Annotated in this window: 11 protein-coding genes and 1 pseudogene; 9 read left to right on the top strand and 3 right to left on the bottom strand. The window is 60.3% G+C overall.

The annotated features are described in order from the left end of the window. Positions 1-54 precede the first annotated feature (54 nt). Complete coding sequence (locus MARPU_RS17890; protein WP_005225096.1) at positions 55-471, bottom strand: DUF4345 domain-containing protein; 417 nt, start codon at positions 469-471, stop codon at positions 55-57. 366 nt (positions 472-837) lie between these two features. On the opposite strand from MARPU_RS17890, the gene MARPU_RS08425 reads away from it, so the two are divergent. From MARPU_RS08425 to MARPU_RS17110, 7 genes are all read left to right on the top strand, one after another. Then, positions 838-2,430 carry an arylsulfatase gene (locus MARPU_RS08425; RefSeq protein ID WP_005225097.1) on the top strand — a complete coding sequence of 531 codons (1,593 nt, stop codon included), beginning with the start codon at positions 838-840 and terminating at the stop codon, positions 2,428-2,430. Positions 2,431-2,505: 75 nt separating this feature from the next. Further along, the gene (locus MARPU_RS08430) at positions 2,506-3,243 is read left to right on the top strand and encodes a hypothetical protein (RefSeq protein WP_005225098.1); all 738 of its coding nucleotides are present in this window, start codon (positions 2,506-2,508) and stop codon (positions 3,241-3,243) included. A 30-nt stretch (positions 3,244-3,273) separates the two neighbouring features. Continuing rightward, positions 3,274-4,257, top strand: coding sequence for an HAD family hydrolase (locus MARPU_RS08435; protein WP_005225099.1), 984 nt, complete (start codon positions 3,274-3,276; stop codon positions 4,255-4,257). After that, positions 4,257-6,491, top strand: a complete 2,235-nt coding sequence (locus MARPU_RS08440) for a cytochrome c3 family protein (RefSeq protein WP_025275216.1) — start codon at positions 4,257-4,259, stop codon at positions 6,489-6,491. The genes MARPU_RS08435 and MARPU_RS08440 overlap by 1 nt, the downstream gene beginning before the upstream one ends. A 133-nt stretch (positions 6,492-6,624) precedes the next feature. Next, positions 6,625-7,071, top strand: coding sequence for a protein tyrosine phosphatase family protein (locus tag MARPU_RS08445; protein WP_005224094.1), 447 nt, complete (start codon positions 6,625-6,627; stop codon positions 7,069-7,071). A 314-nt stretch (positions 7,072-7,385) separates the two neighbouring features. Beyond that, positions 7,386-7,763, top strand: a complete 378-nt coding sequence (locus MARPU_RS17105; protein WP_005224095.1) for a hypothetical protein — start codon at positions 7,386-7,388, stop codon at positions 7,761-7,763. A gap of 61 nt (positions 7,764-7,824) precedes the next feature. Further along, positions 7,825-9,108: a hypothetical protein gene (locus MARPU_RS17110; protein WP_005224096.1), complete on the top strand. Its 1,284-nt coding sequence runs from the start codon at positions 7,825-7,827 to the stop codon at positions 9,106-9,108. 367 nt (positions 9,109-9,475) lie between these two features. On the opposite strand, the gene MARPU_RS17115 is transcribed toward MARPU_RS17110, so the two are convergent. Next, positions 9,476-10,185 (bottom strand): IS1 family transposase gene (locus MARPU_RS17115; protein WP_156929331.1). Its coding sequence is split into 2 segments (ribosomal slippage): positions 9,476-9,904 and positions 9,907-10,185, totalling 708 coding nucleotides; the frame shifts between segments, so codons are not numbered across the junction. A gap of 389 nt (positions 10,186-10,574) precedes the next feature. Here MARPU_RS17115 and MARPU_RS17575 point away from each other — a divergent pair. After that, positions 10,575-11,048, top strand: coding sequence for a hypothetical protein (locus tag MARPU_RS17575; protein ID WP_156929250.1), 474 nt, complete (start codon positions 10,575-10,577; stop codon positions 11,046-11,048). 95 nt (positions 11,049-11,143) lie between these two features. Here the strand turns inward: MARPU_RS17575 and MARPU_RS17120 are convergent. After that, positions 11,144-11,290, bottom strand: a pseudogene (locus MARPU_RS17120) (transposase); the annotation flags it as partial. Between the two features lie 769 nt (positions 11,291-12,059). On the opposite strand from MARPU_RS17120, the gene MARPU_RS17125 reads away from it, so the two are divergent. Next, complete coding sequence (locus MARPU_RS17125; protein ID WP_005224099.1) at positions 12,060-12,668, top strand: LysE family translocator; 609 nt, start codon at positions 12,060-12,062, stop codon at positions 12,666-12,668. Positions 12,669-12,967 lie beyond the last annotated feature (299 nt).

A 12,967-nucleotide genomic window follows, 5' to 3' on the forward strand; every position in this document is an offset into this window, starting at 1 on the left:
ATGGTCCCAACGCCAACGGTTTCGCCCACCCGGTCAGCGATCGAACGGGACAGGTCACTCCTCCCGCAGGGATTCACCACGCCTCCCCCACACCTTGCCTCGCAGCAGATAGACACAGAGTGGCACCAAACCTAGCTCCATGAAGATGTAGAGCACCAGGACGGGAGATGGCAGTCCGTCCAGGATGACGCTCGTAATCCGCCCGACCACAAGACCGCCGCAGAAGACAGCAAGCACAATGACACCGGCATCGCGATAGGCGTCGGTAAAGGCGCAGTACAGCCAAAACCCTCCCAGTGCCAGATAGAGCGTCATCATTGCCCGCAGCATGTGGGACTGATCGATGTCTGGAGGCATCGTCGCCGCCAGAAAGGTACCCACGAACCAGGGCGGGGAGAGCCCGTACATCAGACCGATGAGGGTGATCGTCAGGAAGGACAGGATCAGTAGCCATTTCTTCACTTGCAGCATCTCGTCATCTCCAGGATGAAGGCGGACGGGCGTAGCGATCCGAACACTTCGACGACAGCAGCCGTTCGTCTCTTTCTCGAGGCAGATACCCGCAATACGAGGCACGCTTCGCTGGCGTCGTTGAGGGATCATCGACTTGCCAAGGAAGCATTTACACCTAAAGTGTAAAAAAACAAGCATGAAACGGCCCAACTCGTGCTTTCTCAGGCTCAGTGCCGGAAACGTCCAGAAAGAGCGGTCGACTGACAACACGCCGGCGGGCGGGTGCCCCGCCCCGAAGCGGCACGCCAAAGATCCCTGACGGGCGACCGATCCCGCCCGAGACAAGCGAGTGCAACGCAAGACCAACAAGAGAGGAGATTGCAGATGGCTCGATCGCAACATCCGAGGTCGTATCGCACGCATTCGAGGGGACGTCACCGGCGCGGTGCCCTGGGGCTGGGGCTGACGGCGCTGCTCGCGGTCTCGACCGCAGGCGCCGCCGAGCCGCCCAACATCCTGGTGATCTGGGGCGACGACATCGGTCAGTCGAACATCAGCGCCTACACCCATGGGCTGGTCGGCTACCAGACGCCCAACATCGACCGCATCGCCGACGAAGGCCTGACCTTCACCGACTACTACGCCGAGCAGTCCTGCACCGCCGGACGCGCCTCCTTCATCACCGGACAGAGTGTGTTCCGCACCGGGTTGTCGAAGGTCGGCATGCCCGGAGCCGAGGAAGGCATGCACGAGGCCGACCCGACCATCGCCGCACTGCTCAAGGCGCAGGGCTATGCCACCGGCCAGTTCGGCAAGAACCACCTCGGCGACCGCGACGAGCACCTGCCGACCAACCACGGCTTCGACGAGTTCTTCGGCAATCTCTATCACCTCAACGCCGAGGAGGAGCCGGAGAACCTCGACTATCCCAAGGACCCGGCCTTCCGCGAACGCTTCGGCCCACGCGGCGTGATCCACGCCAAAGCGATGCCCGACGGCACCCAAGAGATCGAGGACACCGGCCCGCTGACCAAGGCGCGAATGGAGACGGTCGACGACGAAACCGTCGCCCGCGCGCTCGGCTTCATCGAGGAGCAGACCAAGGCGGGCAAGCCCTGGTTCGTGTGGTGGAACGGCACCCGCATGCACTTCCGCACCCACGTCAAGGACGAGCTGCGCGGCATCTCCGGGCAGGACGAATACGCCGACGGCATGGTCGAGCACGACATGCACGTCGGTCAGCTGCTCGACAAGCTCGACGAGCTGGGCATCGCCGACAACACCCTGGTGTTCTACTCCACCGACAATGGTCCGCACTACAACACCTGGCCGGACGCGGCGGCGACCCCCTTCCGCGGCGAGAAGAACAGCAACTGGGAAGGCGGCTGGCGAGTGCCGGCGATGGTACGCTGGCCGGGCCGGATCGAGCCCGGAACCTGGAGCAACGCCATCGTCCACCACATGGACTGGCTGCCGACGCTGCTCGCGGTCGCCGGCGAGCCCGGCATCAAGGAGCAGCTGCTCGAAGGCTATCAGGCGATCGGGCGCGACTACCGGGTCCATCTCGACGGCTACGACATCCTGCCGCTGCTCACCGGCGAGACCGAGGACAGCCCGCGTCACGAGGTCTTCTACTTCTCCGACGACGGCGACCTGACCGCGCTGCGCTACGACGACTGGAAGATCATCTTCATGGAGCAGAAGAGCCCGGGCACGCTACGGGTGTGGATGGAGCCCTTCGTACCGCTGCGGGTGCCGCTGATCGAGAACCTGCGGCGTGATCCGTACGAGCGCGCGACCATCACCTCCAACACCTATTACGACTGGCTGATCGACCGTGCCTACCTGCTGGTGCCGGCACAGACCTACGTGGCGAGCTTCCTGGAGACCTTCCAGGAATTCCCGCCACGCCAGGAAGCGGCGAGCTTCAGTCTCGACAAGGTGATGGAGGCCATGCAGAACCCGGGCGCGCCCTGAAGACCGCGCACCGGCGCGCGGGGACCACCGCGTCCCCGCGCACGTCCGAGGCCACACCAGCCCGAGGAACCACGCATGACCCGACCCGGATCCCGGATCACCAGCGTCGCACTCGCCCTGCTGAATGCCATCGTCCTCGTCCCCGCCAGCGCCGAGGACGTCAGCTACCGCGCCAGCCTCTATCTCTGGGGCGCCGGCATCGAGGGCGAGACCGCCCGCGGCGCCGATCTCGACGTCGGCTTCGACACCCTGATCCGCAACCTCGATCTGGCCTTCATGGGCGCTCTGGAGGCCAGACGCGGACCCTGGACGCTGATCGGCGACGTCGTCTATCTCAACGTCAGCGCCGAGGGCGGCGCGACCCTGCCGATCGGCGACGGCCCTCGGGTCGATGCCGAACTCGGCACCAAGGGCTGGATCCTCGACCTGAGCGGCGCATACCGGCTGGTCGAGCGCGAGCGCCTTCAGCTCGACCTGCTCGCCGGGGTGCGGCGGCTCGATCTGGAGATCGACTTCTCGAACACGATTCCCGGAACCCGCGAGCGCCGGGCCTCGCAGGGCGCCTGGGACCTGATCGGCGGGTTGCGCGGACGGATCGTGCTCGATCAGCGCTGGTCACTGCCCTGGCGGGTCGATCTCGGCGCCGGCCAGTCGGACCTCGCCTGGCAGGCGCTCGGCGGGGTCAGCTATCGCCGCGAGGCGCTCGCCGTCTCGCTGCTCTATCGCCATCTCGCCTGGTCGTTCGACGACGACGAGCGGCTCGACCACATCCGCTTCAGCGGTCCGATGCTCGCCGCGAGCTGGCACTTCTGACCCGACAACCACCCAGGAAGGATCCCCACCATGCGTCCGCGCCTGCTGCTCGTCTGCCTGCTCCTGCCCACGCTCGCGCTCGCCGACCCGCTGCCCTCGTGGCGGGCGGGCGCGCTCAAGACCTCGATCATCGGGTTCGTCGATGCCGTCACCACCCCGGGAGCGGACTTCGTCCCCGCCGAGGCACGCATCGCGGTGTTCGACAACGACGGCACCCTGTGGGTCGAGCAACCGGTCTACACCCAGCTGGTGTTCGCCGCCGACCGGGTACGGGCACTCGCCCCGTCACACCCGCAGTGGTCGACCCAGCCGCCCTTCGACGCGGTCCTCGCGGACGACCTCGACGCACTCGCCGAGGCAGGGCACCACGCCATCCTCGAACTGGTCGCCGCCACCCACACCGGGCTGTCCAGCGCCGAGTTCGCCGCACTGGTGAGCGCCTGGATCGCCGAGGCGCACCACCCGCGCTTCGACCGGCGCTACACCGACCTCGTCTACCAACCGATGCTGGAGCTGCTCGCCTATCTGCGCGCCGAGGGCTTCAAGACCTTCATCGTCTCCGGCGGCGGCATCGACTTCATGCGCCCCTGGACCGAGGCCGTCTACGGCATCCCGCCCGAGCAGGTGATCGGCTCGCAGATCGAGCTGGTCTACGAGATCGGCGACGACGGCCAGCCCCGGCTGATGCGCCAACCCGAGATCGGCTTCGTCGACGACAAGGCCGGCAAGCCGGTCGGCATCGCCCGGCACATCGGTCGCCGCCCGATCCTCGCCGTCGGCAACTCCGACGGCGACTACCAGATGCTCGACTGGACCACCAGCGGCGACGGCCCCCGGCTCAGCCTGCTGATCCACCACGACGACCCCGAGCGCGAATACGCCTATGACCGCGACAGCGCCATCGGTCGGCTCGACCAGGCGCTCGACGACGCCGAGGGCAAGGGCTGGCGACTGGTGTCGATGCGTGAGGACTGGCTGCGGGTGTTCCCGGCGGCGCCGAGCACGCCGCGCTGATGTCGCCGACGCGCGCGCTCGCGCTGTTCGTCGTGCTGCTCGCGCCGACGGCGAGCGTGGCGCACTCGCCCGGGCATGTCGGCGTCGCCGTCTGCGCCGAATGCCACCCCGCCGAGACCGCGCGCTGGCGCGGCTCGCACCACGATCTGGCGATGACCGAGGCGAGCGAGCAGACGGTACTCGGCGACTTCACCGACGCCCGCATCGAGGCGCACGGCGTCACCAGCCGCTTCTTCCGTCGCGATGGCGGCTTCTACGTCGACACCGAGGGGCCGGACGGCGCGATCCACACCTATCGCATCGACTACACCTTCGGCTGGTGGCCGCTGCAGCAATACCTGATCGCCTTTCCTGGCGGTCGGCTCCAGCCCCTCGGCATCGCCTGGGACGCGCGCGCGCCAGAGGACGGCGGCCAGCGCTGGTTCCATCTCTACCCCGACACCCCGCTCACCCCCGAGCACCCGCTGCACTGGACCAGCCGCGACCAGACCTGGAACCACCAGTGCGCTGAGTGTCACTCGACCGGCCTGCGCAAGGGCTACGACCTCGCCGAGGACCGCTACCACACCACCTGGTCGGAGATCGACGTCGCCTGCGAGGCCTGTCACGGCGCGGGCGCGACACACGTCGCCGAGGCCCGCGCGGTCGCCGCCGGGCCCGGCCAGTGGAGCGCGACCAAGGGGCTGCGCGTCGACCTCGGCGACCGCGACGGCGGGCACTGGGTGATCGACCCCGAGCACGGTCTGCCCAGACGCACGGTGGCGCGCACCGCGCAGCGCGAACTCGACACCTGCGCCCGCTGTCACGCCCGGCGCGGGCTGATCCACGAGGACCCGACGCCCGGCCAGCCGCTCGGCCAGACCCACCGTCTCGCCCTGCTCGAACCCGGGCGCTACCACCCCGACGGCCAGATCCTCGACGAGGTCTTCGTCCACGGCTCCTTCATCCAGAGCCGCATGTACCGGCACGGTGTGACCTGCAGCGACTGTCACGACCCGCACGACCTCCAGCCACGCGCGCCGGGCAACGCGGTCTGTGCCCGCTGCCACACGGCGACGCGCTACGACGCCCCGGCGCACCATCACCACCCCGCAGGCTCCAGCGGCGCGGCCTGCGTCGCCTGTCACATGCCGCAGCGCCGCTACATGGTGATCGACGAGCGCGCCGACCACAGCCTGCGCATCCCCCGCCCCGACCTCAGCCGCACCCTCGGCACCCCCAACGCCTGCAACCAGTGTCACCAGGACCGCGATCCGGCCTGGGCCGAGGCGGCGCTGGCGCGCTGGTACGGCACGCAGCCCGAGGAGCGAGCACCCCACTTCGGCGAGATCCTCCACGCCGGTCGCCACGACCCGCGCGCCGCCGAGCCGCGCCTGCTCCGGCTCGCCGCCAACCGTGACCAACCGGCGATCGCCCGGGCCAGCGCGCTCGACCTGCTGCGCGGCGCGCCTGATCCAGGGCGCGAGCTGACCCTGCGCCGCCTGCTCGACGACCCCGAGCCCCTGGTGCGCGCGGCGGCGCTGGACGCACTCGCCGGCGCCGATGCCGCGACCCTGCGCGCCCTGGCGCTGCCCCGGCTCGACGACCCGGTGCGCGCGGTGCGCATGATCGCCGCGCGCCGCGTCGCGCCGCTCGCCGCCACGCCCCGCGACGCCGCCGAGGCACGACGGCTGGAACAGGCGCTCGACGACTATCGCGCCACCCAACTGGCCACCGCCGAGCGACCCGAGTCACACCTCAACATCGGCCTGCTCGAACTTGATGCGCGCCGCCCCGAGGCCGCCGAACGCGCCTATCGCACCGCGCTCCGGCTCGATCCCGGGTTCGTCCCAGGTTATGTCAACTTGGCCGACCTCCAGCGCGCACTCGGTCGGGACGCAGAGGCCGAGCGCACCCTCCGCCAGGGGCTCGCCCAACGCCCCGAGGCCGCCACCCTGCACCACGCACTCGGCCTCGCACTGATCCGCCAACAGCGCTGGCCCGCCGCGGTCGAGGCACTCGGCCACGCCGCCCGACTCGCCCCCGACAACGCACGCCATGCCTATGTCCTCGGGCTCGCCCAGGCCCGCGCCGGCGAGCCGGAGACCGCGCTCGCCACCCTGCGCGCCGCCCAGCGTCGTCACCCGGAGGATCGCGACCTGCTGGTCGCCATCGTCGACCTCGCCCGCCGTCACGGCGAGCAGCAACTGGCGCTCGACTATGCGACCAAGCTGCAGCGGCTCGGGCCGCCCTGAGCCGAGCCGTACACGCTGGGGTTCCATTGCATCGAAAGGGTGGTATAGACTCGGGTGGAAGCCACCTCCAGGGCCCGCGAAGATCGCCGGACCGCGTCGGTCAGCAACCTGGGCGTGCAAGGACCGAAGCGCCGTGGACGCCGAGAACACCCACCAGGTCTTCGACTGGCTCTGGACCTCAGGCCAGCTCTCCGAGGCCGACATCGCCGCCCTGCCCCGGCTGGGTGTCGACACCGTCATCAACCTCGCCCCACCCACCGCCCACAACGCCCTCCCCGGCGAGGCCGAACACATCACCGCGCTCGGGCTGAGCTACATCCAGATCCCCGTCGACTGGGAACAACCGCAGATCTCCGACTACCAGACCTTCTCCGTCTTGCTGCGCGCGTTGCAGCGAGAGGGCCGGCGTGTCTGGGTGCACTGCGCGCGGAACATGCGGGTGAGTGCGTTTGTTTATCTGTATCGGCGGATTGAGTTGGGTGAGGCTGAAGAGGTGGCGCGGTTTCCGATGCGGGAGGTTTGGGTGGGGAATGGGGTTTGGGGGGAGTTTATTGCGGTCTGCATGGAAGGCGTTGACTGATCGCGGGTTCAGATGAAGAGAGTACCAGTTACGTCCCGTGTGATCATATTCCCCGTCGAAGCGACCCTTTATTCCGAGCCCGCAAGGTCCTTGAACCTTTGATTCACTAAGCCACGGCTCGCGCAACACTCCACAGCCCGGGAGCCTGATCGTCTATGGACATCCGTTTGCAGAAGACGTTCGAGCACATCGTCCCACTTCAAGCGTTCAAAGAATGTGCACAGAAACGCCCGGAGCTATGCCTATTCAATAAGCGGGCTTACAATCTCAGGGGACTTGGCCGTTATACCTAACCAAAAGCCGAGGTAAACCAGATGAAAAGTGAAGATTTTAATAAGTGTCGACAATTTCTTGAGAAAGCGATAGATAATTACCCAGATAATAGTGAGATTCTTAAAGTTTACTTACGACTCATTGAATTGAAAAGTGAGTATGACAAAGAAACGCACAAGGCGTGGATTGAGAAGAAAGTTCGTGAGAGCGAGCTCAACACTCAACTTCAAACTGCAGCACATACAAATGACACCGATTTGAGTAAGACATATCACACGAACAATACCAACTACGGGATGGCGGTTAGCCAGCAGCAGTGGGAGAGTTTTCGACATTACCAGACGCAAACTCACGGAACCGCCCAGAGCGCAATGCAGCATGGCTTTCATACTCCGCAAGTCGGTCATGGCGACGTATAGCCGGAGATAAAGAGAAATAAAGAACACCTATTTACCAAAAACAAAAACGGATGCCGTGGAAATGTTTGCAAAAAATAAAACCTCTGATGTGTTCGGGATTAACAGCGATGTGCGTCCCGCATCTTATGTAGATCGAGGCGATCTAGATGAAACTATTGCTAAGCTACTCGATCGAAACACACATATAGCGCTAAAGGGCGAGTCTAAATGTGGAAAGTCATGGCTTCGCCAAAAGAACATACCTAACGCTCTAGTTGTCCAGTGTCGATTGGGGCGAGGCGCCATAGATATTTACATTGACGCTCTCTCTCAACTAGAAGTTCGCTTTATTGTAAGCGAAAAATCTACCGGCAAAGTAGAAGGTCGCGTCGAGGCCAAAGGCGCCGTTGGTAAAGGTCTAATCGAAAAGGTCTTCGGGCTCACAGGAAACTTGTCCGCTGACGGCTCAGCAAGCCATACTGGTGAAAAATCCAAGGCGTTGGTTGGGCACGATATCAACGATCTTCGATATGTCGCCGACCTTATTAGAGAAAGTGGCAGGCGGCTTGTAGTAGAAGATTTTCATTATCTTTCGGTTGATGAACGCAAAAAGCTTGCCTTCGATTTGAAAGCGCTTTGGGACTACAGCCTTTATGCAATCATAATAGGCGTATGGAGCCAAAGCAACATGCTAATTTACCTCAACCCAGATTTATCTGGTCGAATAGAGGAGTTATCAGTATATTGGTCAAGCGAAGATCTAAAGCGCGTTTTAAATCAAGGCGGAAAAGCACTGGGAATAACTTTTGCAGAAAAATTTAAAGATGCCGCTGCAAGCTTGAGCTATGGGAATGCCGGCATTCTACAAGCACTCACATTAAAGTCTCTTGACGCATTAGGAATAACTGAAAATGTTGCCGCCAACACTGAAATCAGTGATGAGCATGCACTTCAAAATGCGGCCTTACACTATGCTGACCAGTTGAATGCTTTGTATCAGCAATTCGCGAAGCGTGTAGCTGGAGGAATTAGAAGGCGCCAGGATTCCACAGGGATCTATGCACATGCGATGGCGGTAATATTGGACGCTCCTGATGAAATGTGCCTCAGAGGAATTCCTCTTGAGTACATATACCAATTGGCCCACGCAAGGGAAAACAGAATTCAAAAGGGCAACCTGCGCTCCATACTTGAAAAGCTTGAAGGGCTACAAGTTGATGAAGAAGGGCGTGGCTTGGTTGTCGCTTATAATGAGGCAGATGGCGAGGTGACTGTCGTCGATAGGCAACTTCTGCTATATCGTAAATTTTCTACAGTGAGATGGCCGTGGGAAGATCTCATTGGAGAGGTCCATGAAAAGTTGTAGCGAACCGCCGGGACTCCGAGTCATGCAGGTAAAGGACACCCACTTATCAGCTTCAATTAAAAGCCATTATCCGGCGCTCGGGCTGAGCTAGCGATGCTAAGCCTTGGTCTCGCTTATGTTGCAAATTGCATTTCTAAGAACGGGAAATGGACTAGCGGTCTACACATGTATTGGTGGAGTAGAAGCCGATTAACAGACATTCCCGAATTAAAGTCGAAGATTTAAGAGGCGCTGGCGCAGCAAGTCTTTATCGGTAATCTTATTTGACAGCTTTGTCGCTGGTAATGCTAATTGTTATGTTTGTTGGGTAGTGCCCTGACCGATAGGATTTTGAATCGCTCGATGTTTTTGGCTCGCCCGCAATGAATCACGCGCACATCGTAGCGTTGTAATGATGAATGAAGTTCCAGAGTGCACCCAGATGGTTTTCCTGGTTCTTCGAGAACGCGAGCGACTTTCTCACCAAGCGGGAGATACGCTGCCGGAGTGTACCGTTGAACCGTTCGATGTGGTTGGTTTCCCCTTGTGACTTCGCACTGGGGTAATGTCGGTGTGCCGGGATGATCCGCGCATAGGCGCTCCAGAAATCTGTGTAGACGGGAGCGGAAGTCTGATATTGCGCTGGGATGGAATCCCACAGAGCCTGTGCGGAGCGCTCCGTACGATCGCCAACATGGACCCCGACGATACGCCGGGTCAGGCGATCCATGGCGAGCCAGATCCATTGTTTGTTCAGGCGTTTTCCGACAAAGGACCACAGTTCGTCGCACTCCAGAATTACTCCGTAGGGTGTGGTGTTTTTTTTAGCGCGACCTGACGAGGGACCTTCTTGTACTTCTCGTTCACGTAGTTCTGCAGCCAGGCCTCGGAGACCTTCACCGCACGGGCAATTCCGGCCAGGGAGATTTTTTCCAGCAGCAACCGATCGATCAGTTCGCGGGTTTCCTGAGAAACCGGGCCCTTGGCAGGATGGAGAACGAACTGGCGACCGCAATCTTGACACTTGTACAACTGCTTTTTCAGCCGGTTGAATCCATTTTTGGTCACATGGTTGGAGTGACACTGCGGACATGTCAGATACATCTTCTTCATCCTTAAAGCAAGAGATTCTGATCTTATCGAAACCTATCGGTCAGGGCACTATCGTTTGTTGAAGATATAACTACGCATGCGGGTCAGCAAATCGACCCCTTGGTAAAGGTTTACAGCTTGACGGAACAAGCTGCTTTGTCTATGGATACGTTCAATCTGCGCAACTTAAAAAATGGCTAAAGAATAAAGCAGCCCCTCAGTTGGATGCGAGTCTTTCTCAAGCTCGATACACTGAGCTTGAAATTAAACTTCACAGAGATCGTGAAGGCGGCGAGGCCTAACAAGACCTTTACTCGACCACTTTACTGCCGCGCTTCGCTATGCAGTGAAGTGATCGGGTTAAGCTTGTCGTTAGCGTCGAAAGGAGAAGCTTAATGCCAGTATCCCTGGATAATTTCATTACTTACTCCCTTGTTGCGCTTGTGAGTGTCATCATTACACGGCTAGTTTCACGGCGCTCCGAGAACATGAAGAATACTTTGGATATGTTTCGGCATTACAATTCCATTGATTTGCTAGGCGCAAGAAATCGAGCCTGGAAATTTCTAAATGGCGACTACAAGGATAATCAAATATCTTTTGAGCAACTTATGTCTACACACGGCGAAAGCCCAGATATTTATGACGATTTGGCAAAGGTAATCTATTTTTGGATGTCATTGTGCCTTCTCAAAATGGAAGGGGGAGTATCAAAGAAGATGGCAATAAAGCTATTTGCAAGACAATATTCAGATTGGGAAGATGCATTTCGCCCACTCTATGAGAGCACAAAGACAGAATCTGAGTATGTGCCGGATTGGTTTATTCTTTTTGAAAATATGAATATGGCCTGGCTAAAGATACGCTAACAAGGAAAATGCCGAGAGATAAAGAGGACACCCACTTATCAGCTTGAGGTCGCTCTTCCCCCTCCTGCCCCCGGCTGCTACGTTTTTTACGAAAACTAATGCCTGAGGCATCTGCGGATAAAAGCAAGCGTGAACATTGCCGAAAAGCTGGTCGCCAACTTGTCGTAACGGGTGGCGATGCGTCGACAGGACTTGAGCCAGCCGAACAGCCGCTCGATGACGTTGCGCTTGCGATAGCTGGGCTTGTTGAGTACCCGAGTTCCTGGTAATACCTGGTAAAGGACACCCACTTATCAGCTTGAGATCGCTCTTCCCCCTCCTGCCCCCGGCTGCTAGAGTCGAGACGCGACCGGTCGCGAAGCCGACGGATCGCGGACCTTGCGGCCCACGGCTGTCGCCCCGTCGCTGCTTGCGCGCCCGATGCGCCCTCACGATCAAGGATCCCCCGCTCGATGAACGCACCTCGAAGCCAGACCCTCGCCGCACGCGTCTTCATGGACTCCGGAATGCGACTCCAGGCTCTGACTGACGTACTGCGTAGGTAAAGGACACCCACTTATCAGCTTGAAGTCGCTCTTCCCCCTCCCGACCCTGGCTGCTAGAGTCCAGACGCGACCGGTCGCGAAGCCGACGGATCGCGGGCCTTGCGGCCCACGGCTGTCGCCCCGTCGCTGCTTGCGCGCCCGATGCGCCCTCACGATCAAGGATCCCCCGCTCGATGAACGCACCTCGAAGTCAGACCCTCGCCGCACGCGTTTTCGTGGACTCCGGAATGGGACTCCAGGCTCTGACTGACGTACTGGGCTAGCGCGGCGATGGCGCCCCCCTGGACTGTTGAGCAGGTCAACGGCAGAAGATAAAGGGACACCCACTTATCAGCTTGAAGTCGCTCTTCCCCCTCCCGACCCTGGCTGCTAGAGTCGGGACGCGAACGGTCGTAGTAAAGGTAAGGGACACCCATTTACCAAATATGCGAAAGTTCACTGGTGAGCATTGCTGGAGCCATGATCAATGAATACCGAACTATTTTTTGCATTTATTGCGGCCACTGCAGTCATATGCACAATTCCGGGTCCCAATATCACGCTAATCGTAGCAACCGCCGCAACAAAAGGTGTCCGTGCGGGTTTAATGGTGGTTCTAGGCACTACAGTTGCTCAAGTTATTCAGATTGCCATGGTTGTCGCAGGCTTGGCATGGCTTATATCAGCATATGGCTTTGCATTTGATCTGCTTAGAATGGTAGGGGCGGCCTATCTAGTTTATCTCGGCATTAAAGCGTGGCTTACTGCAAACCATCCAGAAAGAGAAATCACCAACAGTGAATCCTTAAAGCGTGGCTTTTTTGTTGGTTTGGCAAATCCGAAAAGCCTTGCGCTCCTAGCTGTATTCATCCCTCAGTTTATTGACCCTACACTGCCGACAAACTTCCAATTTATTGTTCTGGCATTTACATATCTATCCATCGCTATCGCATTTGATACTCTTTATGCAGTGTCTGCGGGTTATGGCGGAAGATCCATTTATTCACATAGGGCGAAATTTTACACAAGTCGCCTTTCAGGGCTTATATTGACAGGCGGTGGTTTGTGGTTATCAAGCCTCCAGAAGAACGAATGACCAATAGCGAACATAGCCGGGTATGCTGGCGGCGTAGGAGATAAAGGGACACCCACTTATCAGCTTGAAGTCGCTCTTCCCCCTCCTGCCCCCGGCTGCTAGAGTCGGGACGCGACCGGTCGCGAAGCCGACGGATCGCGGCTTGCGGCCCACGGCTGTCGCCCCGTCGCTGCTTGCGCGCCCGATGCGCCCTCACGATCAAGGATCCCCCGCTCGATGAACGCACCTCGAAGCCAGACCCTCGCCGCACGCGTCTTCGTGGACCCCGGAATGGGACTCCAGGCTCTGACTGACGTGCC

The sequence above is a fragment of the Marichromatium purpuratum 984 genome (genome assembly GCF_000224005.2).
In the GTDB taxonomy this organism is placed as follows: Bacteria; Pseudomonadota; Gammaproteobacteria; order Chromatiales; family Chromatiaceae; genus Marichromatium; species Marichromatium purpuratum.

Coding starts and splice junctions, on each gene's coding strand:
- MARPU_RS17575 (WP_156929250.1), top strand. CDS start 10,575: ATGCCAGTATCCCTGGATAATTTCATTACTTACTCCCTTGTTGCGCTT.
- MARPU_RS17110 (WP_005224096.1), top strand. CDS start 7,825: ATGTTTGCAAAAAATAAAACCTCTGATGTGTTCGGGATTAACAGCGAT.
- MARPU_RS17890 (WP_005225096.1), bottom strand. CDS start 471: ATGCTGCAAGTGAAGAAATGGCTACTGATCCTGTCCTTCCTGACGATC.
- MARPU_RS08430 (WP_005225098.1), top strand. CDS start 2,506: ATGACCCGACCCGGATCCCGGATCACCAGCGTCGCACTCGCCCTGCTG.
- MARPU_RS08435 (WP_005225099.1), top strand. CDS start 3,274: ATGCGTCCGCGCCTGCTGCTCGTCTGCCTGCTCCTGCCCACGCTCGCG.
- MARPU_RS17105 (WP_005224095.1), top strand. CDS start 7,386: ATGAAAAGTGAAGATTTTAATAAGTGTCGACAATTTCTTGAGAAAGCG.
- MARPU_RS08425 (WP_005225097.1), top strand. CDS start 838: ATGGCTCGATCGCAACATCCGAGGTCGTATCGCACGCATTCGAGGGGA.
- MARPU_RS08440 (WP_025275216.1), top strand. CDS start 4,257: ATGTCGCCGACGCGCGCGCTCGCGCTGTTCGTCGTGCTGCTCGCGCCG.
- MARPU_RS17125 (WP_005224099.1), top strand. CDS start 12,060: ATGAATACCGAACTATTTTTTGCATTTATTGCGGCCACTGCAGTCATA.